18 protein-coding genes and 1 pseudogene are annotated in these 19935 nt (G+C 70.7%); 11 read left to right on the top strand and 8 right to left on the bottom strand.

Features of this window, described 5'->3' with window-relative positions; genetic code table 11:
- Position 1: 1 nt before the first annotated feature.
- Positions 2 to 1357, bottom strand: coding sequence for an extracellular catalytic domain type 1 short-chain-length polyhydroxyalkanoate depolymerase (locus IEZ11_RS16490; protein WP_373294921.1), 1356 nt, complete (start codon positions 1355 to 1357; stop codon positions 2 to 4).
- A gap of 324 nt (positions 1358 to 1681) precedes the next feature.
- Here IEZ11_RS16490 and IEZ11_RS16485 point away from each other — a divergent pair, with 324 nt between their 5' ends.
- Positions 1682 to 2476, top strand: coding sequence for a pectate lyase (locus IEZ11_RS16485; protein ID WP_189263515.1), 795 nt, complete (start codon positions 1682 to 1684; stop codon positions 2474 to 2476).
- Positions 2477 to 2572: 96 nt separating this feature from the next.
- On the opposite strand, the gene IEZ11_RS16480 is transcribed toward IEZ11_RS16485, so the two are convergent.
- Positions 2573 to 3004 carry a VOC family protein gene (locus IEZ11_RS16480; protein WP_189263514.1) on the bottom strand — a complete coding sequence of 144 codons (432 nt, stop codon included), beginning with the start codon at positions 3002 to 3004 and terminating at the stop codon, positions 2573 to 2575.
- A 165-nt stretch (positions 3005 to 3169) separates the two neighbouring features.
- Between IEZ11_RS16480 and IEZ11_RS16475 the strand changes: the two genes are divergently transcribed.
- Entirely contained in the window at positions 3170 to 3460 is a 291-nt protein-coding gene (locus IEZ11_RS16475) for an SCO0607 family lipoprotein (RefSeq protein WP_189263513.1), read from the top strand.
- A gap of 42 nt (positions 3461 to 3502) precedes the next feature.
- Here the strand turns inward: IEZ11_RS16475 and IEZ11_RS16470 are convergent, their stop codons facing one another.
- On the bottom strand, positions 3503 to 3919 hold the full coding sequence (locus tag IEZ11_RS16470; RefSeq protein WP_189263512.1) for an ester cyclase: 417 nt from the start codon (positions 3917 to 3919) through the stop codon (positions 3503 to 3505).
- A gap of 146 nt (positions 3920 to 4065) precedes the next feature.
- A complete protein-coding gene (locus IEZ11_RS16465) occupies positions 4066 to 4824 on the bottom strand; it encodes a PaaX family transcriptional regulator C-terminal domain-containing protein (RefSeq protein ID WP_189263511.1) in 759 nt (252 codons plus the stop codon).
- 72 nt (positions 4825 to 4896) lie between these two features.
- Between IEZ11_RS16465 and IEZ11_RS16460 the strand changes: the two genes are divergently transcribed.
- Both IEZ11_RS16460 and IEZ11_RS16455 read left to right on the top strand, forming a co-directional pair.
- Complete coding sequence (locus IEZ11_RS16460; protein ID WP_189263510.1) at positions 4897 to 6558, top strand: acyl-CoA dehydrogenase family protein; 1662 nt, start codon at positions 4897 to 4899, stop codon at positions 6556 to 6558.
- Between the two features lie 128 nt (positions 6559 to 6686).
- Entirely contained in the window at positions 6687 to 8666 is a 1980-nt protein-coding gene (locus IEZ11_RS16455) for a HEAT repeat domain-containing protein (RefSeq protein WP_189263509.1), read from the top strand.
- A 66-nt stretch (positions 8667 to 8732) separates the two neighbouring features.
- Here the strand turns inward: IEZ11_RS16455 and IEZ11_RS16450 are convergent, their stop codons facing one another.
- Positions 8733 to 9326, bottom strand: coding sequence for an Rv1733c family protein (locus tag IEZ11_RS16450; RefSeq protein ID WP_189263508.1), 594 nt, complete (start codon positions 9324 to 9326; stop codon positions 8733 to 8735).
- A 271-nt stretch (positions 9327 to 9597) separates the two neighbouring features.
- Between IEZ11_RS16450 and IEZ11_RS16445 the strand changes: the two genes are divergently transcribed.
- From IEZ11_RS16445 to IEZ11_RS16435, 3 genes are all read left to right on the top strand, one after another.
- Complete coding sequence (locus IEZ11_RS16445; RefSeq protein WP_229713064.1) at positions 9598 to 10683, top strand: WD40/YVTN/BNR-like repeat-containing protein; 1086 nt, start codon at positions 9598 to 9600, stop codon at positions 10681 to 10683.
- Positions 10684 to 10800: 117 nt separating this feature from the next.
- On the top strand, positions 10801 to 11478 hold the full coding sequence (locus tag IEZ11_RS16440; RefSeq protein WP_189263506.1) for a uracil-DNA glycosylase: 678 nt from the start codon (positions 10801 to 10803) through the stop codon (positions 11476 to 11478).
- Between the two features lie 252 nt (positions 11479 to 11730).
- Positions 11731 to 12654: a sirohydrochlorin chelatase gene (locus IEZ11_RS16435; RefSeq protein WP_189263505.1), complete on the top strand. Its 924-nt coding sequence runs from the start codon at positions 11731 to 11733 to the stop codon at positions 12652 to 12654.
- Between the two features lie 157 nt (positions 12655 to 12811).
- Here IEZ11_RS16435 and IEZ11_RS16430 read toward each other — a convergent pair whose 3' ends face one another.
- Positions 12812 to 13843, bottom strand: coding sequence for a lactonase family protein (locus tag IEZ11_RS16430; RefSeq protein ID WP_189263504.1), 1032 nt, complete (start codon positions 13841 to 13843; stop codon positions 12812 to 12814).
- 127 nt (positions 13844 to 13970) lie between these two features.
- Positions 13971 to 14612, bottom strand: a pseudogene (locus IEZ11_RS16425) (FUSC family protein); the annotation flags it as partial.
- 501 nt (positions 14613 to 15113) lie between these two features.
- On the opposite strand from IEZ11_RS16425, the gene IEZ11_RS16420 reads away from it, so the two are divergent.
- The 3 genes from IEZ11_RS16420 (at position 15114) to IEZ11_RS16410 (ending at position 17997) form a co-directional block, all read left to right on the top strand.
- On the top strand, positions 15114 to 16277 hold the full coding sequence (locus tag IEZ11_RS16420; protein WP_189263502.1) for a tyrosine-type recombinase/integrase: 1164 nt from the start codon (positions 15114 to 15116) through the stop codon (positions 16275 to 16277).
- A 341-nt stretch (positions 16278 to 16618) separates the two neighbouring features.
- Positions 16619 to 16876 carry a helix-turn-helix domain-containing protein gene (locus tag IEZ11_RS16415; protein ID WP_189263501.1) on the top strand — a complete coding sequence of 86 codons (258 nt, stop codon included), beginning with the start codon at positions 16619 to 16621 and terminating at the stop codon, positions 16874 to 16876.
- 107 nt (positions 16877 to 16983) lie between these two features.
- A complete protein-coding gene (locus IEZ11_RS16410; protein ID WP_189263500.1) occupies positions 16984 to 17997 on the top strand; it encodes an NAD-dependent epimerase/dehydratase family protein in 1014 nt (337 codons plus the stop codon).
- A 1-nt stretch (position 17998) separates the two neighbouring features.
- On the opposite strand, the gene IEZ11_RS16405 is transcribed toward IEZ11_RS16410, so the two are convergent.
- Positions 17999 to 19324: a DNA-binding protein gene (locus tag IEZ11_RS16405; protein WP_189263499.1), complete on the bottom strand. Its 1326-nt coding sequence runs from the start codon at positions 19322 to 19324 to the stop codon at positions 17999 to 18001.
- 281 nt (positions 19325 to 19605) lie between these two features.
- On the opposite strand from IEZ11_RS16405, the gene IEZ11_RS16400 reads away from it, so the two are divergent.
- Positions 19606 to 19935, top strand: a 330-nt coding sequence (locus IEZ11_RS16400; protein WP_229713062.1) for an ATP-binding protein, incomplete at its 3' end; no start/stop codon positions are given.

Here is a 19935-nt window from a genome sequence, read left to right as displayed (position 1 = left end):
GTCAACTGACCGTGCAGGGGGTGCCGTTGAGCGTGTACGCGGTGGGGGCCGCGCTGTTGCCGGTGTGGGTGGCCTGGTAGCCGATGCTCACGCTCGCGTTCGGCGCGATCGTCGCGTTGTACGACACGTCGGCCGCCGTCACCGCACCGGACGCGGGGCTGTACGTGGCGTTCCAGCCGTTGGTGATGGTCTGCCCGTCGGGCAGGGTGAACCCGAGCCGCCAGCCGCTGACCGTCGTCGTACCGGTGTTGGTGACGGTCACCGAGGCGGTCAGGCCGGTGTTCCAGGCGCTGGTGGTGACCGTCACCCTGCACGCGCCGGCCGGGGGCTGGGGCGCGGTGCCGCCGCTGTCGAGGCCGAAGAAGGTGAGGGCGCGGGCGGCCATGCCGGAGGTGTAGAGGTTGTGACCGACGCCCTGGAGGCTGATCGCCTCCACGGGGGCCCGGTCATCGGTGGCGCCGTAGCGGGTACGGGTCCAGCCGCTGACGGGGCTGTCGGTGACGGCCGGTGCCTGGCCGACTCCGAGCACGTTCGTCCACTGCTTGATCTCCTCGCCGAAGTCGGCGTAGGCGAGGGTGGTGTCGTCGGTGCCGTGCCAGAGCTGCATCCGTGGCCGGGGGCCGGTGTAGCCGGGGTAGGCGGCGCGCACCAGGTCGCCCCACTCCTGCGGGGTGTGCGTGATGGTGCCGCCGGAGCAGGCGCTGTTCCACTCGGAGCCGTCGGTGGTGGCGAAGCAGCCGAAGGGGACGCCGGAGAAGGCGGCACCGGCCGCGAACACGTCCGGATAGTCGCCGAGCAGGACGTCGGTCATCATCGCGCCGGACGAGATGCCGGTGACGAACACCTTCCCGGTGTCCGCCGCGTAGGCGGCCGTCACCCAGCCGACCATGGACCGGATACCCACGGGGTCGCTGCCACCGCCCCGGCGCAGCGCCTGCGGCGACGACACGTCGAAGCACTTGCTCGCCCGCGTCACCGACGGGTACACGACGACGAAGCCGTACTGTTCGGCCAGCGCCGCCCATTCGGTCCCCGCGTACATGGCGGAGGCCGACCCGCCGCACCAGTGCACGGCCACGACGACGGCCGGGTGGGCGGTGACGCTGTTCGGTACGTACACGTACATCTGGAGGTTGCTGGGGTTGTCGCCGAAGCCGGTGACCTCGGTGAGCGTCGCCGCGGGGACGGCGGCGGGGCGGGCCGCGGCGGCGGGCGCGAAGACGGCCGTCACCGCGAGCACCGGCAGCAACAGCAGCGCGCTCAGGAAGCCGAGAAGGGCCGAACGCGGCCTGGTTCGGGGTGCGTTGAGGATGGGGCCGGGCGTGGCGGCGGGTGTGGGGCCGGGCGTGGGGGGCACGTCGCTGTCCCTTTCTGATCGCGGCTCGGTGCGGCGTCGTGCGGGGAACTTCCGGCATGGTGGCATGGACACGGCCACCCATGGAAGCGCTCCCACGCCACTTTGCGGGACGGTGGCGCGGCCGGAACGGATGCTGCGCGAAGCGTTGACTAGAAAGCGCTTGCATCCTACGTTCCGTTCAGAAACCTGACCACCGAACCTCGCCGGGCTCACATCCGCCCAGGTTCCGGCACATCGCGTTCTTCATGATGAACATCTCTCACCGTCCTGAACACGCGATGGGTCGCCGGTCAGGACCCCCACTCGAAAGAAGGCATCCGGGACATGACTTCACGAGCACGGAGCAGTACGCGCGCCCTGACAGGCGCCGCGACCACCCTCGGACTTTCATTTGGCATGCTCATGACTGTCGGAACCTCGGCGGAAGCGGCCACCTGGCCGACCGCGAGCGGCAGCCAGGCAGTCACCGCGACGATCAAGCTGTCGGGCACGAAGGACTACGGGATGCTGCGCCTGTACGGCAGCGGCGACCTGGGCACCGGCGGGCAGAGCGAGGACCAGGACCCGATCCTCGACCTGGCCGCCGGCACCGTCCTGAAGAACGTCATCATCGGCGCGCCCGCCGCGGACGGCATCCACTGCGAGGGCAGCTGCACCCTCCAGAACGTGTGGTGGGAGGACGTCGGCGAGGACGCGGCGACCTTCCGCGGCTCCTCGTCGTCCAACGTGTACACCGTCTCGGGCGGCGGCGCGAAGGAAGCCAGCGACAAGGTGTTCCAGTTCAACGGCGCCGGGACGCTGAACGTGTCCGACTTCGCGGTGCAGAGCTTCGGCAAGCTGGTCCGCTCGTGCGGCAACTGCTCCACTCAGTACAAGCGCACCATCAACCTGAACACCATCGAGGCGACGTACAAGGGTGGCGCGCTGGTCGGAATCAACACCAACTACGGCGACAGCGCGACGCTGAAGAACATCACCATCGTCGGCGACAGCAGCAAGAAGATCGTGCCCTGCCAGAAGTACATCGGCAACAACACGGGCGCGGAACCGCCGACGAACGGGAGCGGGCCGGACGGGACGTACTGCAGGTACGCGAGCTCGGACATCACCTACAAGTGAGCCGCGGCGGTGCGGGCGTCCCCCTCGCGGCGGACGGCCGCACCACGGCGCGGGCGACCGTCCCGGCAAGCCGCCCGAACAGATCGCGGACGGTGCTCAGTCGATGCAGAACTCGTTGCCCTCGACGTCCTGCATCACGATGCAGGAATCGTCGCCGCCGTCGTACAGGAGACGCAGGCGTACGGCGCCGAGCGGGAGCAGCCGGGCGCACTCGGCTTCGAGCGCGGCGAGGCGCTCCTCACCGAGGAGACCGGTACCGACCCGCACACACAGATGCACCCGGTTCTTGACGACCTTGCCCTCGGGAACGCGCTGGAAGTACAGGCGTGGGCCCACGCCCGAGGGATCACTGCAGGCGAACCACGAGCCCTGCCGCTCAGGCGGCTGGGAGCGATCGAAGTCGTCCCATGTGGCGAACCCGGCCGGTGGCGGCGGTACGACGTACCCCAGCACCTCGCACCAGAAGCGAGCGACACGCTCGGGTTCCGCGCAGTCGAAGGTGACCTGGAACTGCTTGATCGATGACATCGGCGCACCCTAGCAGGGGGGCTCGGTCGCTCACCTCTCCCTTTTGGCCCGCATGTTGAGCAACCCGCCCGTCGGCGCTGAGCCCGCGTACTCATGAAACGCCGGACACCCTCCGCCAGCCTTGTTCCCAGACCGACCGGAGACATCGCTGAAGGAGCTTCCACCATGAAAAGGCACACCCGGGCCGCTGTTCTCGCTTCCGTCCTGGCCGTCGCCGCCGGGCTGCTGTCGGCCTGCTCGTTCTCCATGGCGGACGCCATCTGCGGCTCGGGCGAGTACCCGGTGATGACCGTGGGCGGCACCGGCGGTGCCTGCGTGAAGAACGGCGAGGCGGCGCCCAAGGGGACAACGCGTTACCCGGAGGGAAAGGTGCCGCAGCACGTCGGAGACAAGTGGGACACCTACTGGGAGTCCCACACCGTGAACGAGCACGGGAAGACCGTCCCGGTTCCGTAGCCGGGTGAGCGCGAGGCGTTGCAGGACGGTCCTCGCCCCGGGTCACACCTCGACGAGGCCGAGCTGGCGGAGCATGCCCAGTTCGTCACTGCTCCCCCAGCGTTCGACCAGCTTGCCGTCACGGTCGAAGCGGCTGATCTGCATGCCCCGGTAACGGACCTTCCTGCCGGTCGCCGGCCGCCCCAGCAGCGGCCCCAGGTGCGTCCCGGAGATGACATAGGCGAAGGCCAGCTCGTCGTCGGTGGCGACCAGGTGCTCCACGTCGATGTGCAGGTCGGGAAAGGCCGTTCGCAGCTCTCCGAACATGGCCTTGTACCCTTCGGCCCCCGGACCCTGACCCGGCGCGGGATCATGGTCTGTCGAGTCGGTCGCCACGATCCCGTCGAGGGCGTCGAGGTCGCCGGCGACGACGGCCTCCCCGAAAGCAGTCTGAGCGGCGATGTTCGTCTGCTGAGCCATGGGCGCTCCCGGAGCATCTGGGCCACTGGCCTGTCCGTCGGCTGCGAAACGCATGCACACGGTCTTTCGACGGTACCTCGGTCTCGAAGCGGCTGCTCTCCGCCGGTGCGGGACGCGCCGAGAGGCCGGGACCGTGATGCGGCGGCTCAGTCGGCCGGATAGCCCGACGGCTCCCGCAGCTCCGCCCGGAAGTCCGCGTACGCGGTGCGCAGTTCGTCGCCCGGCCAGTCGGCGGGCAGGAGTTCCGGGGGCAGGACCGGGTCGGCCAGCAGGTGGCGTACCGCGGCCGCGAAGACCGTGAAGCGGTCGGCCGGGAGGCGGGACGCGGACGCTCGGGCCAGCAGGGCGCGGGCGGTGCCGGCCCAGGTGTCCAACGGCCAGAGTCCGGCCGCCAGTTCGGGCGCGGGGCGGTCGGGGCGGGCCGTGTAGGACTGAGCGGTGTCCGCGAGGTCTTCGGGCAGGGGCCGCGCCAGGTTCGCCGGCCGGAGCCAGACCCCCTCGCGGAGTTCGGCCAGGCGCAGCGAGGCCAGCCGGCCACGCAGGTCGGCCCGTGCGGCGGGGCCGCGGCCGGTGGCCGTGATGACGAGCATCTCCCAGTCGCCGCGCCACGCGCGCGTGCGGGGCCGTACCGCCTCGTCCTGGCGGCGCTGGCGGGCCAGCAGCCGGTCACTGAGTCCGTAGCCGGCGTCGTCGGTGCGGCGCAGGTCGCCGGCGGCCGTCATACGGCTGAGCGCGGCCCGGAGCGTGGAGCCGCCGACCCCGAAGGGCTCGACGATCCGGATCAGGTCCCGCACCGGCAGCTCCGGCGGATGCGTGCCCAGCAGCAGGCTGAGCACGACCGACCGGGCGGACAACGGCCGCAGGTCCACGTCGGCGGGCTCGGCGGACACGTCGTTCATACGCATGGTCACGTACTGTACGTGCGGTGCGATATTGCAGTATTGCTGCGATCGTGGAATTCATGCAACATGATGGGTATGGACTCGACCGCCGCGCTTCCGCAGCCGCAGTACGCCACTCACGACGTCGTCAACCAGCCGCCGCCGCTCGCCCCGTACGACGCCTCGGACGACACGGCCCTGATCGAGGGGCTGCGCCGGGAGGGGGCGGAGTGGGCCGAGGAGGGGATCCGGCGGCTCGGGATGCGGGCCGGGAGCGCCGAGGCGCAGGAATGGGGTGAGCTGGCCAACCGGCACGAGCCCGAACTGCGCACCCACGACCGGTACGGCAACCGGATCGACGAGGTCGACTTCCACCCCGCCTGGCACCACCTGATGCGGACGGCGGTGGCCGAGGGACTGGCCGGGGCCGCCTGGGCGGACGACCGGACGGGCGCGCATGTCGCGCGGACGGCCGGCGGGCTGGTGTGGGGGCACACCGAATCCGGCCACGGGTGCCCCACGTCGATGACGTACGCCGCCGTGCCCGCGCTGCGCGCCCAGCCCGAGCTGGCCAAGGTGTACGAACCGCTGCTGACCGGCCGGGAGTACGAGCCGGGGCTGCGCGTGCCGACCGAGAAGCCGGGGCTGCTCGCCGGGATGGGCATGACCGAGAAGCAGGGCGGTTCGGACGTACGGACGAACACGACGGCCGCGACACCCACCGCCGAGCCCGGTGTCTACACGCTGCGCGGGCACAAGTGGTTCACCTCGGCCCCGATGTGCGACGTCTTCCTGGTCCTGGCCCAGGCCCCGGGCGGGCTGTCGTGCTTCCTGGTGCCGCGCGTGCTGCCGGACGGCAGCCGCAACACGTTCCGCATCCAGCGGCTGAAGGACAAGCTCGGCAACCGTTCCAACGCGTCCTGCGAGCCGGAGTTCGACGGCACCGTGGCCTGGCTGGTCGGGCCCGAGGGACGAGGCGTGAAGACCATCATCGAGATGGTCAACTGCACCCGGCTGGACTGCGTGATGAACTCGGCGACCCTGATGCGCCGGACACTCGTCGAGGCGGGCCACCATGTCCGGCACCGCCGCGCGTTCGGTGCCCGGCTCGTCGACCAGCCGCTGATGCGCAACGTGCTGGCCGACCTGGCCGTCGAGTCGGAGGCCGCGACCACCCTGACCCTGCGGCTGGCGGGGGCGGCGGACCGCGCGGTGCGCGGCGACGAGCAGGAGCGGGCCTTCCGGCGGATCGCGACCGCCGTCGGCAAGTACTGGGTCACCAAGCGCGGCCCGGCCTTCACCGCGGAGGCCCTGGAATGCCTGGGCGGCAACGGTTACGTCGAGGACTCCGGCATGCCCCGGCACTACCGCGAGGCACCGCTGCTGTCGATCTGGGAGGGCTCGGGGAACGTCAACGCGCTCGACGTGCTGCGGGCGCTGTCCCGCGAACCCGACGCCGCCGACGCCCTGTTCGGCGAACTCGCGCACGCGCGCGGGGCGGACCGGCGACTGGACGCGACCGTGACCCGGCTGCGGAACGAACTGGCCGAGACCGACCAGGTGGGGGCGCGCCGGCTGGTCGAGCGGATGGCGCTGGCGCTGCAGGCCTCGCTGCTGGTCCGGTACGCCCCGGCCGCCGTGGCGGACGCCTTCTGCGCGACCCGGCTCGGCGGCGACTGGGGGCACGCGTTCGGCACCCTGCCGGCGGGCGCCGGGTTCGACGCGATCCTGGAGCGGGCGTTGCCCGGCCTGAACTGACCCCCTCCCGGCCGACCGTCGGCGGGCGACCGCCGGTGGATCGCACACAGTCGTCGTCCGATTCCGCATCGTTGTCAGTGCCGTGGTGCAGACTCCCGAACAGGTGGTACTCGCCTGGGGAGGACAACGTGTTCACGGGGATCGACGAGGTCGACTGGGCCGCGCTGCGGCACGCGTACGGCAGCGCGGCGGACGTGCCCGGTCTGCTGCGCGGACTGGCTTCGGCGGACGCGGCCGAACGGGAGGTCGCGCTCGACGGGATGTACGGCTCGGTGCACCACCAGGGGAACGTGTACGACTCGACGCTCGCCTGCGTCCCGTTCCTCTTCTCGCTCGCGTCCCGCACGGAGGTGCAGGACCGGGGCGGCATAGTCGAACTGCTGGTCAGCATCGGGGCGGAGAGCACCGGCCCGCGGGCTCCGGCCGCCGTCCGCGCCGGCGCCGAGGCATTCGTGCCGCTGGCCGACGACCCCTGCCCCGGGGTGCGCCGGGCGGCGGCCGGGGCGCTGGTCCGGTTCCTCGACGAACCGGAGCGGGTGCTGGCGCTGTTACGACGGCGGATCGCGGTCGAGCGCGACGAGCAGGTGCTGCTCGCCCTCACCGAGGCCCTCGGGCTGCTCGTACGGCGCCACCCCGACCGGGCGGCCGGTGCGGTGGACCTGCTGGCCGCGCGGAGCGGGCCGCCGTACGCCCCGGGAGCACGGCTGGCCGCCCTCGGACAGCTCGGCCTAGGCGCGCCGGAGCGGCTGCCCGCCGACCTGGTGCCGACCGCGGTCCGGCTGCTCAGGGAGCGGTCCGGGCGACGGGCGGCCGATGCGGACCGGGGGGACGCGGACACCCTGGTCGGCCGGATACGGCGGCTGCGGCCGTCGGACGAGGAGGGCTCCGCCCTGCTGCGCACCCTGCACCGGGCGCTGGACGACCGGGTGGCGGACCGGATCGCCCTGCTCGTCGGCCAGTTGGGCAGCCCGGACCCGATGGACCGGTGCAACGCGGTACGGATGTCGGCCGGCCTGTTCCGCGGGTGGCGGGCGGACTTCACGGCGCCGGTCTCGCTGATCGGTACGCAACTGGGCCGTGAGCAGGACCAGTTGCGGGACTCGGCGGTCGCGGTGCTCGTGGAGCTGTTCGGGCTGGCCGCGCCCGCCGCCGACGAGCTGCACGCGCTGGTGACCGTGCGGCCCGACCTGTGGGTGCACACCTGGGAGCGCCGCAGGCCCTCGCTGGGCGGTCCGCTGAAGGCACTGGCCAGAAGCGGCGACCCACGCGCGGTGCCAGCCCTGTCCCAGTTGCTGGCGAGACCGGTGGTGCCCGGCGGGCTGGGCTTCGAGATCGTGCATCTGGGCCCGGCGGCCGCGCCGCTCGCACCCGCGCTGCGGCGTCGGCTCGGCCAGGTCGCGCTGGACTCGCCGGAGGCCGCCGAGTCGGCCGCTCCGCTGCTGGCGGCGCTCACCGCTCTCCGGGACCCCGCGGCGGTGCCGGAGGTGCTGCGGCTGCTGCGCGGCGCACCGGACGGGCTGGGCTCCCGGGAGGCCCTCGCCGGGCAGGCGGTGCGGACGCTGGACGTCCTGGGTGCGGCGGCCCGGGCGGCGGCACCGGTCCTGCGCGGACTCCTGGACACCCGGCACGCGGCGCCGGCGGCCGGGGCCCTGTGGTCGGCGGAGGGCGACACGGACGCCGTGCTTCCCGTGCTGCTGCGCGAGTTGACGCACGGCCGGAGCCGCAGCGCGCGCACGGCGGCCGAGCAGCTGGGGCGGCTGGGGGCGGGCGCCCGCGACGCGCTGCCCGCGCTGCGCCGACTGGCCGGATCCGGCCGGATATGGGAACGGACGGCGGCGGCAGAGGCGTTGTGGCGGATCGGCGGAGACCCGGAACCCGTACTGCCGGTGTTCCGGACCGCCTGGTCGGAGAACCCGTACACCCGCGGCGCCATCTCCGGCTGTCTGGCCGCGATGGGCCCGGCGGGCGCCCCGCTGAGCGACCTGGTGGCGGCCGAACTCGCCACCGCCCGGCGGCATACGGCACGGCCGGGCGGGTTCGGCAGCCACGACATCGCCCAGGACGAGCGGCTGCTCGCCAACTGCCGAGCGGCGTTGGCGAGTCGGTGACCACACGCGGTGCCGCCCGGCTCGGGCGGGTCGGTCGGGCGGGTGCCGGGCCGCGTGGAGCGGGCGTCAGCCGGCCGTCCGGCCCCACTGCGGTCCGAGCCGGGCCCATTCCGCGTCCCAGCGGTCCATCCGCCGCCGCTCCAGCCGGCCGCGCGCCACGAGCCCGGCGACGAACGGGACGGCGGCCGCGCTCAGTCCGACCAGGCCGCCGATCAGCGCCGAGCGGAAGTGGGCCTCGGCGGCGGTGGCGGGCCGGGTGACGAGATGCCCCTGGGGGTCGGTCCAGACGGTGACCGGGGTGCCGGCCCTGCTGCCGGCCGGGACCCGCGCCTGACCGGTGTGCGCGGAGCCGTCGGCGACGGTCCAGCCCACTCTGGTCCAGACCCGTTCCCCGTCGGAGGACTCGGACTTCACGCCCGCCGACCCCGGGGCCCTGTCGATGACATGGGCCACGACCGGGTGCCATTCGACGCGCTCGCGGGCCAGCCCGTCCTCGACCGACCGGGCCGCCGCGAGCCCGGCGAGCACCCCGGCCAGCAGGGTGAGCAGCCAGGCGCCGAGCAGCACCCAGGCCTCCATCGTGTCGGCACGTCGCTTCAGCGGGTTGCGCCGCCAGCGCCACAGCCAGACCTTCGGACCACGGAACGCCTTCAAAGGCATCCTCCTCACGCGCGCACGGACAGCCCGGACCGCCCTCCCATACGGGAGCGGCCGCCCCGTTGCTCACGGCGAACTCCGTGTCGACGGTCGCACGATCGGCCCCGCTCGCGCAGGCGTCTTCCGGAACGTGTGCCGTCGGCTTGTTCGACGGGCCGACACGGCGACTCCGACCTGCGCCGACACCGTCCCGAGGGTGACTGTCAGTGGTGGGGTGCAGACTGGCCGGTGTCTGAAAACAGGCGGTGACAAAGGCGTCATGGAGGTGGTCGGCATGACCGAGGTACTGCTCGCCGTGGGGACCCGCAAGGGCCTGTTCCTCGGGAGGCGGCGAGGTGGCGACTGGCGGTTCGACGAGGGCCCCTGCTTCAACGCGCAGGCGATCTACTCGGTCGCCATCGATACCCGGGGCGAGCGGCCCCGCCTCCTGGCGGGCGGCGACAGCGCGCACTGGGGCCCTTCGGTGTTCCACTCCGACGACCTGGGCCGCACCTGGACCGAGCCGGCCCGGCCCGCCGTGCGGTTCCCGAAGGACACCGGTGCCTCGCTGGAGCGGGTCTGGCAGCTGCACCCGGCCGCCGCCGAGCCGGAGGTGGTCTACGCGGGCACCGAACCGGCCGCGCTGTACCGCTCCGAGGACCGCGGGGAGAGCTTCGAACTGGTCCGGCCGCTGTGGGAGCACCCGACGCGGGACAGGTGGGTGCCGGGCGGTGGCGGTGAGGGCCTGCACACCGTCGTCACCGACCGGCGCGACCCGAGGGCGGTGACGGTCGCCGTGTCGACCGCCGGCGTGTTCCGCACCGGTGACGGCGGCGCGAGCTGGACGCCGTCCAACTCCGGTGTCTCCGCGGTGTTCCTGCCGGATCCCGCCCCGGAGTTCGGCCAGTGCGTGCACAAGATCGCCCAGGACGCGGGCAGTCCGGACCGGCTGTATCTCCAGAACCACTGGGGGGTGTACCGCAGCGACGACGCGGGGGCGCACTGGGCCGACATCGGCGAGGGGCTGCCGTCCACGTTCGGCTTCGCGGCGGCCGCCCATCCGCACCGCGGCGGCACGGCGTACGTCTTCCCGATCAACGCGGACGCGGACCGGGTGCCCGCCCGGCACCGCTGCCGGGTGTTCCGTACGGCCGACGCGGGCCGTACCTGGGAGCCGCTGTCGGCGGGGCTGCCGCCGGAGGACCACTACGGCACGGTGCTGCGCGACGCGCTCTGCACGGACGACGCGGACCCGGCCGGAGTGTACTTCGGCAACCGCAACGGCGAGGTCTTCGCCTCGGCCGACGACGGTGACAGCTGGCGCCAGTTGCTCTCCCATCTGCCGGACGTGCTGTGCGTGCGGGCGGCGGTCGTCGCCTGAGGCCAGTTCCCCGGAAGGAGGGAGGTTTCTGTCATCCGGGGCGCCGGTCCGGTCATCCCCGGTCGTCCGACGGCCACAGCTTGATCGCCGACCCGTGTACGGCAGTAGGGTGACGCCGTGGCACCACGACCCTTGCATGAAATCGTCGAACCGGGCTGGGCGAAAGCCCTGGAACCAGTCGCCGGGAGGATCGCCGCGATGGGCGACTTCCTGCGCGCGGAGATCGCCGCGGGACGCACCTACCTCCCGGCCGGGCCGAACGTCCTGCGGGCCTTCCAGCAGCCCTTCGACGACGTCCGCGTCCTGATCGTCGGCCAGGACCCGTACCCCACCCCGGGGCACGCGGTGGGCCTGTCGTTCTCGGTCGCGCCCGAGGTACGCCCGCTGCCGGGCAGCCTGATCAACATCTACCGGGAGCTGAACACCGACCTGGGCCTGCCCCAGCCGTCCAGCGGCGACCTGACCCCCTGGACCCAGCAGGGCGTGCTGCTGCTCAACAGGGCGCTCACCACGGCCCCGCGCAGCCCGGCCGCCCACCGCGGCAAGGGCTGGGAGGAGGTCACCGAGCAGGCGATACGGGCGCTGGCCTCCCGCGGGAAGCCGCTGGTGTCCATCCTGTGGGGCCGCGACGCCCGCAACCTCCGCCCACTGCTCGGCCAGTTGCCGGCGGTGGAGTCCGCACACCCCTCGCCGATGTCGGCGGACCGCGGCTTCTTCGGCTCCCGCCCGTTCAGCCGCGCCAACGACCTGCTGATCCAGCAGGGGGGACAGCCGGTGGACTGGCGTCTGCCGTGACCGACGAGGGCGGCTCCGGGTCGCCCTCACCGCGGCGACTCACCCTGCCGGGTGATGAAAAGCTACTCTCTGTTGTGCACATAAAACTTGTACACACAAAAGGGGATTGATCCCGCTGGCACACGAAGTGCCCGACAGGTGACGGGATCACCTCTGAATCATGCGTAACTCATCAGACAAAACCGGACGGATACCGCTCACCTGCACCCTCCCCGAACAAGGGAGCCCAGATAGCCAGTAACATGCGGCGCCATGAGCTCCCCCACTGGGCCCGCCGGCCTGCCAGTACGAATGCCGCGCCCCCGCCAGCCCGGACGGCACCGCCGCCCCGAGCCGCTGGTGGCTCCCGAGGACGCGCCCGCGCTCGTCCTCGCGGTGCCGGGTGCGCCCAGCGCGGCCACCCGCGGCCTCGCCGAGGAGGTCGTGAGCATCGCCCGTTCCGAGCTGCCCGGCCTGGACGCGCGCATCGCGTACCTGGACGGGGACGACGCGGAGTTCCCCACCCTCCAGTCCGTCCTCGCCCGTGCCGCCGAGGAGCGCACCGCCCGCTACGAGCAGGCCGTCGCCGCCGGCGTCGAGGGGATCAAGGCCCCCGACGGCCCCGTCGCCGTCGTCGTACCGCTGCTGGCGGGTCCGGACAGCGCGCTGCTGCGCCAGGTCCGCCAGGCGGTCATGGAGAGCCGGGTCGCCGCGGATCTGACCGACGTCCTCGGCCCGCACCCGCTGCTCGCCGAGGCGCTGCACGTGCGGCTCTCCGAGGCGGGTCTGGCCCGCGCGGACCGGGCCCGGCTGTTCACCGTGGCGACGGCCGCGGACGGCATCATCCTCGCGTCCGTGGGCGGCGACGAGGCTGTGCAGGCCGCCGGCATCACCGGCATGCTGCTCGCCGCGCGGCTGGCCGTGCCGGTGATGGCCGCCGCGCTGGACCAGGAGGGTTCGATCGCCTCCGTCGCGGAGCAGCTGCGCGGGTCGGGGTCGCAGCAACTGGCGCTGGCGCCCTACCTGATAGGGCCGGAGATCGACGCGGCGCTGGTGACCGCGGCCGCAGAGGAGGCCGGCTGCGCCACCGCCGACCCGCTGGGGCCGTACCCGGCGATCGGCAAGCTGGCGCTGGCCAAGTACACGACGGCGCTGGGCATCGCTCCGCAGCAGCCGCAGGGTGCACCGGTTCGCTGACAGCCGACATCGCCGATGGCTCCCTTTCCCGGAGAGGGGGCCGTCGGGTTTTTCCGGGGTGGTGCGGCCGGTTCACGGCTGCGGACCGTGAGGGCTGGGCGCGCAGTTCCCCGCGCCCCTTGCGGGGCGCTTCGGCGGGGCGCCTGGCAGGTGCGGCTCAGTCGAAGACGACGCAGGACGCCGCCGGGACCTCCACCGAGCCGTCGTAGCGGGGCAGGCCGGTGACCTGGTCCACCGCGAACCAGGTGATGTTTCCCGAGCGCTCGTTGGCGGCGTACAGGAAACCGCCGGACTCCGTGAGCGCCCGTGGCCAGTGGCCCCCGCAGGGCACCGTCCCCGCCAGGTGCAGGTGGTCCTCCTCGACCGCGAACGTCGTCAGGACGTCCTCCCCTCGCGTCGCCGTCCAGACGAAGCGGCCGTCGGGGGACACGGCGATGCCGGAGGGGTACGCGTCGCCGGCGGGGGCGCCGGGGAGCACCGGGGTCTCGGTCAGCGGCTTGAGGGTGCCGGTGCCGCCGTCCCAGCGGCAGACGGTCACGGTCGGCATGAGTTCGTTGACGACGTAGGCGTACCGGCCGTCGGGGTGGAAGGCCAGGTGGCGGGGGCCGGAGCCGGGGCGGAGGGCGAACTCGCGGTGCAGGACGGGGGCGCCCGCGTCCAGGGTGCAGACCCGGACCGAGTCGGTGCCCAGGTCGACGCTGACCGCCCAGCGGCCGCTCGGGTCGGGCTGCACCTGGTGGGCGTGCGGGCCGCGCTGACGCCGCTCGTGCGGACCCGAGCCGGTGTGCCGCAGCTGCCCCGAGGGGGCGGCGGCGAGGGTGCCGTCCCCGCGGACGGGGACGGCGGTGACGCTGCCGGAGCCGTAGTCGGCGGTCAGGACATGGCCGTCGAAGACGCTGAGGTGGGTGGGGCCACTGGCGTCGACCGGGACCGGCGGCCCGGCGAGCCGTGGCTTGTCGTCGTGGACGTGGTACGCGGCCACCGCGCCGTCGGCGGTCTCGCTGACCGCGTACAGGGTGCGCCCGCCGGGGGCCAGCGCCAGATACGAGGGGTCGGGGACGCCGTCGACGCTCTCCAGAAGGGCCAGGGCGCCGGTGTCCGGGCGGACCGCCGCCGTGACGACCCCGGGGCCGCCCGCCGCCGTGAACGACCCGATGAACGCCCTTCGCCGCCTGCCGCCGTCTGCCACCGCTGTCCCCTATCGCTGCGAGCCGATCCCTGCGAGCCGCCACGAGCCGGTACGAGTCGGTACGAGCCGGTCCGGGGCCGACGGTAGCAGCTTGCGGTCTAGACCAGGATGTGCGGGGCCGCGCGTCTCAGGCGCCGACCAGGGGCGAGCCCGAGGGGGTGCGCAGCGGCTCGGCGAGTTCGGACAGGGCGCGCTCCAGGCCGTGCAGGTGGGCCAGGGCGGGTTCGGCGGGCGGCTCGGCGGGGGCGGTGATGTGCTCCGAACCCCTGGTGAGCGCCTCGACGGCGGCCTCGACCCGCCAGCAGGCGGCGGCCAGCCGGGCGTCGTGCGAGGCCTCCGGGTCGGCGGCCACCGCGACCAGGCCGCGGATCTCCCGCGCGCAGTCGTCCAGCAGGGCGAGGACGCGGCGGGCGCGACGCTTGCGGCCGCGCATCGGGTTGAGCGGGTGCATCAGCGGGGCGACCGAGAGCCGGACCCGGCCGAGGAGCTGCTCCAGTTCGGCCACCCGGGGTGCCGGGTCGGCGGCGGCGCCGGCGAGCCCGGCGGCGGCCTCCGCCGTGCAGGCGTGGACGCAGCGCAGGGCGCGCTGGATCCAGGCGTCGGTGGTGAGGTGGGTGGTGACCGGCAGTACGAACAGCACGGCGAGTACGGCGCCGAGGGCCCCCACCGCGGTCTCGGCGAGCCGAAGCGCCAGCAGGCCGGGCGTGAGGACGCCGAGGAGCCCGTAGAGCAGTTCGGCGAGGAAGGTCACCCAGAGGATCATGAATGATGCAGTGCAGCGGTTCTTGCAGGTCAAGAGGCTGACAGCCGGGAGGGGGTCAGCAAAGAGTCAGCATCAGCCTGTCACCCGCCGATGACAGAGGTCGTCGCCACCCCGATCGCGCTAGAAGGCCGGTGCGCCGTCGTGGCGTAGCGAAGAGATGCCACATCTCGACGGGTCCATCCCAACTACCGACGGTTCGCCTTCACTGCGGTGGCCATCTTCCTCGACAGCTAGCCCTACACCCCAAGCCGCCTCACCTGAACCGACAGCTCGCATGGGCGGCAGCCGGCTCCGAACAGGTCTGTGCCCGGGGCAGCGGTCACGCATAGCACGCGATCCCCGGTTACGGAAATCGGGGATTCCCCGGACCATGGCTTTTATCCACATCAGCGTTCATCGCCAATGGAACACCTTTGAACCAGACCTGACTTCCCATCTGCACCCTCCCAATTCAAGTCAGCCCCTCCCCTCAAAGCAAATCGACCCCACCCCTGGAGAAACCAAGCAATGGCCACCAAGACCCTCACCCGCGGCATGGGTACCTTTTTCAAGGAATGCGAACATCCCCCGAGCCGTTGGTCCAAGTGCCCTCACCCTTACAAGATCAGGTACCGGGATGCCACAGGTCGGCAGCGTGAAGAGGCCGGCTACGCCACCCAGGACAAGGCGACGGCTCGACTCAACGAGATCTACCAGGCGAAGAAGGGGCCGCTCAAGACTGGTAACACAGAAGCCCAGGAGATAGCCGAGATGCGATTCGAGGACTTCGCGGCTCGGTACATTTCGAATCGGAAGCGCGGCCTGGAGTCCAACACCGTCGACCAGTACGAGCGCGGCCTCAAGACACAGATCAACCCGCACGTCGGGAGTCGCCGCGTCGGCACATTCACACCCGGAGTGATCGAGGACTGGCTCAACGGAATGGAACTGGACAAGGTTGGCTTGGCCAGCCAGAAAAACGCATACCTTGTCCTGAAACTCGTCATCGACGCGGCACGTCATCGCGGTGCAATCACACTGGACCCCTTCCTCGACATCGCCCCTCCCGACTATGTACCGAATGAGGTGATCATTCCGACCCTCAAAGAGCTCAATGCCATCCGCGACGCGGCCGAGGACGACGACCTTCGACTTGCCATTGAACTCATGTCCGGGTGCGGCCATCGCAACGGAGAAGCTCATGCCGCAAACATCAAGTCGATTGTCGCTGACGATGTCTACCGGATCAACGAGCAGATCCACAGCAATAAGGTCCAGCCCGCACCGCTGAAGCACCGCAAGCGGGGAGAATTCCGCGAAGTGCCGCTCCCCAGAAAGACCCACGACTTCGTCTCGCATTTTGCCGATAAATACGGTACCGACAAGAACGGATATCTTCTTGTCAAGGGAAACGGCTCCGGCAACCAGCACATGCAGCATTACTTCTACGGGAAACAGACCCTGCGGTGGCGATGGGACAGGTGTCTCGAACGGTCCGGTGTAGAGGTCAAGTACACGATGTACTCTCTCCGTCACTACTTCGCATCGAACTGCCTTACCCACGGCATCCCCATCACTGATGTCGCGGAGTGGATGGGACACAAATCAATCGAGGTCACCTACCGGATCTACCGGCACCTCTTGCCGGGCTCCATCACGAGAGCAGCCAAGATCCTCAACGAGTGGCTGTGAGCCGTCTGGCAGACAGCGCCGGACCGTAGGTCGACGTTCTTCCTCCGGTTCCGGACGGGCCCATCTGCGCTCTCACGACGGCTTCCGCCGCATCTCAGTTGGACAGCTCACCGACGATTGTGAAGACGTATCCGATTCCGGCTCACGGCGAACCAATCCGCCCAACACCCGTAGACCGACCGCCATGGACATCGAACCTGCTGGCGAACCGACCGTATATAGCAGCGAATCCCCGGTTATGGAAACCGGGGATGCTCCGGAACATAGGTGTCGCCAAGGTGCGATACGTGGCAGTAGCGCACTGCGGAAGATGTTGTCCGATATTCATCCAAAGGACTCCGATGCTCGACGCCACGAACAGCCCTCCTGATGGCATCCAGCCCTCGCCCACCCATCCTCGAACGACCCGCCGAGTGGAGCCGGTCCTCATAGATACCAATGAGCTCGCAGCGATGCTGAACATGTCGGCAAGCTGGATCTACCGAGAAGCCGCCAAACTTGGACTAAAGGGATATAAGCTCGGTAAAGGCCGAAACGCCAAGGTTCTGTACAAGAAGACTGAGGTCCTTAAATGGCTTGAGCAGCAGAAGATCCGCTGAGGAATGCGGCAGCGGCGGAATATTGACACGCTTCCGCTCAACGACGGGTCAGCAGTATCGGCCGAGGCTGCTTCCCCCAGCCTCCGGCCGCACGGCAGGATCATCCCATGAGACTTCTGGTCATGGGCGGGACATGGTTCCTGGGCAAGCACATCGTGGAGGGCGCACTGGCGCGACGGTGGGAGGTCACCACCTTCAACCGCGGGCGCTCCGGCCGCGATGCAGACGGCGTAGAGGCAATTCACGGGGACCGTACGAGCCTCGTCGACCTGGGACGCCTTGCCGAGCATGGGATTTGGGATGCCGTGATCGACACATCGAGCTCCGAACTAGCTCCGCGCGACGTCCTGGCGGCCGCGACCGCGCTGCGCCCGGCCGCCCGCCGGTGGGTGCACGTCTCTACAGTGTCCGTGTATGAGGGATGGCCCCACCAGCCGCTCACCGATACCTCACCGCTACTCCACTGCCCGGCGGACGCCGATGAGTCCTACGGCTACACCGGCCCGGACGGCTCCCCCACCCAATACGGGTTCCAAAAGGCCGGCGGGGAGCGCGCCGTGACCGAAGTGTTCGGCAGCGCTTCGGTGTTGCTGCGCCCCGGGGTGATCCTGGGCACTGGCGAGTACGTCGGCCGACTGCCCTGGTGGCTGGAGCGAGCCAAGCGCGGCGGTCGTATCCTCGCTCCCGCCCCGGCGGAGCAGCGCATCCAACCGGTAGACGTTCGAGATGTGGCGAGGTTCGCCCTCGACCAAGCGGCGAGTTCGTCAGGAGGCGGCTTCAACGTCACCCACCCCGAAGGCGTCACCTTCCGCGGCTTCCTCGAAGCCTGTCTCGCCGAGACAGGCGGTGCCGGGGCACCGGTATGGGTCGACCCGGCGGTGCTGATCGAGCAGGGCGTGAAGCAGTGGACGGAGCTGCCCCTGTGGCGTACTCACGCGGGCGTGTGGGCCGTTGATTCCAGCCGTGCGGTGGCTGCGGGGCTTCGGTGCCGACCGCTCGCCGACACCATCCGGGAGACGTGGCGGTGGTGGGCCGGGGACGGGCGTCCCGTGGACCACCCACGGTGGGCGGAACACGGGATCGCCTCGGAGAAAGAGGCGAAGATCCTCGCCTCTCTGTAGGTCAGCTCTCGATCGCGAGCAGCCCGATGTGCGGGCCGATGCGGTGCGGTGGGGAAACGCGGTTGAAGTCCTCGATCCGCTCCCGCAGTTCCTTGGGGACCGAAGAGCCGTGGTACTCGGGCCGGTTCAGGTGCCTTCCGATGCGAGCCGTGCGGACGACGATGCCCGTCTGCCGCTTCTCCGCGGGAACCTTCCACACCGGCTGCAGCGCCTCGGCCGCGCCGTCCACGTCCCCTGCCATGAGGCGGGCGTGGGCGAGGTCGGCAGCCGCACCTGCCCGCACATGGGCCGACTGCTCCTCACTCGGCCGCTGCGCGATGAGCTCCAGGGCGCGCCGCGCGTCGGCTTCGGCCTGCGCGGCGTCGCCGATGACCAGAGCCGTTGTGCTGGTGGACATGGCCAGGCGTTCCAGGGAGAAGGCGAACTCACCGCCTACCCCGTCGTGTAGATCGTCCCGGTGGCCCTGACCATCCTGAGAGGACAGCAAGATCGCTTTTCGTGCTGCGTCGACATCGCCCAGGTGAGCATGGGCCCGGGCCTTGATCGCCTGGTGCCGTCGGTGCGCCATGTCGCCAAGACCTCCGTAGGACAGAGCACGGGCGGCTTTCGCCACCGCCTCAGTGGCATTGCCCGTGTGGTAGGCGATGTAAGCGAGCGTGCCGTCAGCGAAGGCTTGCAACGGCGTGAAGCGGGTTGTCTCGCCGAACACAGCGGCCGTGCGCGCCAGGCTCCGGGCACTCGGAAAGTACCCGAGATCGAACGCGGCAACCGCGAGAAGGGCGGCGGCCTGCCCGTTCAGGATCATGAGCTGTTGCTGCTGGACGGGAACCTGCGTCCGGTCCCGCTGCCGTTCGATCGCCAGGCGCAGCCGGTCGACGCTCTCGTAGGCCTCCGCGGGCGGCATCAGGTGATACCTGCGGGCTTCGGTCTCCACCTGGTCGCGTAGTTCGTCAATAGAGTTGTCGGAGATGGACGCCGAAGCAGTAGCGTCGGCGCCTTCAAGGGCTTCTTCTGCGGTCATTCGAACTCGTTCTTCCAGGTCATTCGCGGGTGCCTGGGGATCTGTCTTCGGAGGCGGTCCGAAGAGCTGCTCAGCCGTGTAGCCCGGCCACATTGCCTCAAGAATCTGGCAGGCCTCGGGGACTGGCAGCCCTTGTAACTGACCGCCCGTCCACCGCCGGAACTGCGTCTCGCCGCATGTCGGACTGGCACTGCCGTTCCCGAAGATCCGCCCACCGTGCTTGGTGAAGTCCTGCGCGAAGCGGCGGTAGGTGACCTTGTCCCGGCCGCACAGCCATGCGAGCAGCGTCCTCGGCTCAGTCCTCATTCCGCCCCCAGTCTGCGAGACGCAGGCGGTCGGCCTACGAATCGATCCCTTCTCTGGAAGGGGATACCGCCAATACTGCCAGGGGCAACCTCCCCCGAGCAGAAGCCACTTCAAAGCTACCCCGAGGCCACTTCAGTCGCCCGGGAGCACCGAAGAAGCCACGCCGCAAGTCATGGCGGAGCTACCTGGGGTGGGTGAACTCTGATCGCCTACTTCGCTGAGAGTGCTCAACCGAGCACAGAAGCCAGGGAGTCACCACAATGCCCTTAGAACCTGCCGGATTGTCGAGCCTGTCGGCGGCGTCGTTTCTTGTTCCTGTCCGATACCTCGTGACGGACGGATTCGACATCGCGATGCCGGCGGCTGCGGCGAGCGTCAGAGAGGCACGGCGGGTCGCGCGGGCCTGGTGCCGTTACCGCCGGATGCCGGACGACCTGGTCGACACCGTGCTGCTCGTCGTCTCCGAGATGTGTGCGAACGCCATTCTGCACGGCAGGTCGGACAGCATTGGCGTACGAACGTGGCTGCCGCCCTTCGGCGTACTACTTAGTACTGCAACGGTGCTTGTTCTGAGTGTTGGGCAGTTTTCAGGGGCTGTGGCCCCGCCGTTT

This window comes from Streptomyces fuscichromogenes (assembly GCF_014645815.1).
In the GTDB taxonomy this organism is placed as follows: domain Bacteria; phylum Actinomycetota; class Actinomycetes; order Streptomycetales; family Streptomycetaceae; genus Streptomyces; species Streptomyces fuscichromogenes.
Note: the sequence above shows the minus strand (reverse complement) of the source record. Positions and strands in the feature narration are given on the sequence as shown.

Bases quoted from the DNA above. Each gene is read 5' to 3' on its own strand.
- IEZ11_RS16485 (WP_189263515.1), top strand. From the start codon at position 1,682: ATGACTTCACGAGCACGGAGCAGTACGCGCGCCCTGACAGGCGCCGCG.
- IEZ11_RS16480 (WP_189263514.1), bottom strand. From the start codon at position 3,004: ATGTCATCGATCAAGCAGTTCCAGGTCACCTTCGACTGCGCGGAACCC.
- IEZ11_RS16450 (WP_189263508.1), bottom strand. From the start codon at position 9,326: ATGCCTTTGAAGGCGTTCCGTGGTCCGAAGGTCTGGCTGTGGCGCTGG.
- IEZ11_RS16445 (WP_229713064.1), top strand. From the start codon at position 9,598: ATGACCGAGGTACTGCTCGCCGTGGGGACCCGCAAGGGCCTGTTCCTC.
- IEZ11_RS16420 (WP_189263502.1), top strand. From the start codon at position 15,114: ATGGCCACCAAGACCCTCACCCGCGGCATGGGTACCTTTTTCAAGGAA.
- IEZ11_RS16435 (WP_189263505.1), top strand. From the start codon at position 11,731: ATGAGCTCCCCCACTGGGCCCGCCGGCCTGCCAGTACGAATGCCGCGC.
- IEZ11_RS16460 (WP_189263510.1), top strand. From the start codon at position 4,897: ATGGACTCGACCGCCGCGCTTCCGCAGCCGCAGTACGCCACTCACGAC.
- IEZ11_RS16415 (WP_189263501.1), top strand. From the start codon at position 16,619: ATGCTCGACGCCACGAACAGCCCTCCTGATGGCATCCAGCCCTCGCCC.
- IEZ11_RS16410 (WP_189263500.1), top strand. From the start codon at position 16,984: ATGAGACTTCTGGTCATGGGCGGGACATGGTTCCTGGGCAAGCACATC.
- IEZ11_RS16470 (WP_189263512.1), bottom strand. From the start codon at position 3,919: ATGGCTCAGCAGACGAACATCGCCGCTCAGACTGCTTTCGGGGAGGCC.
- IEZ11_RS16475 (WP_189263513.1), top strand. From the start codon at position 3,170: ATGAAAAGGCACACCCGGGCCGCTGTTCTCGCTTCCGTCCTGGCCGTC.
- IEZ11_RS16465 (WP_189263511.1), bottom strand. From the start codon at position 4,824: ATGCGTATGAACGACGTGTCCGCCGAGCCCGCCGACGTGGACCTGCGG.
- IEZ11_RS16405 (WP_189263499.1), bottom strand. From the start codon at position 19,324: ATGAGGACTGAGCCGAGGACGCTGCTCGCATGGCTGTGCGGCCGGGAC.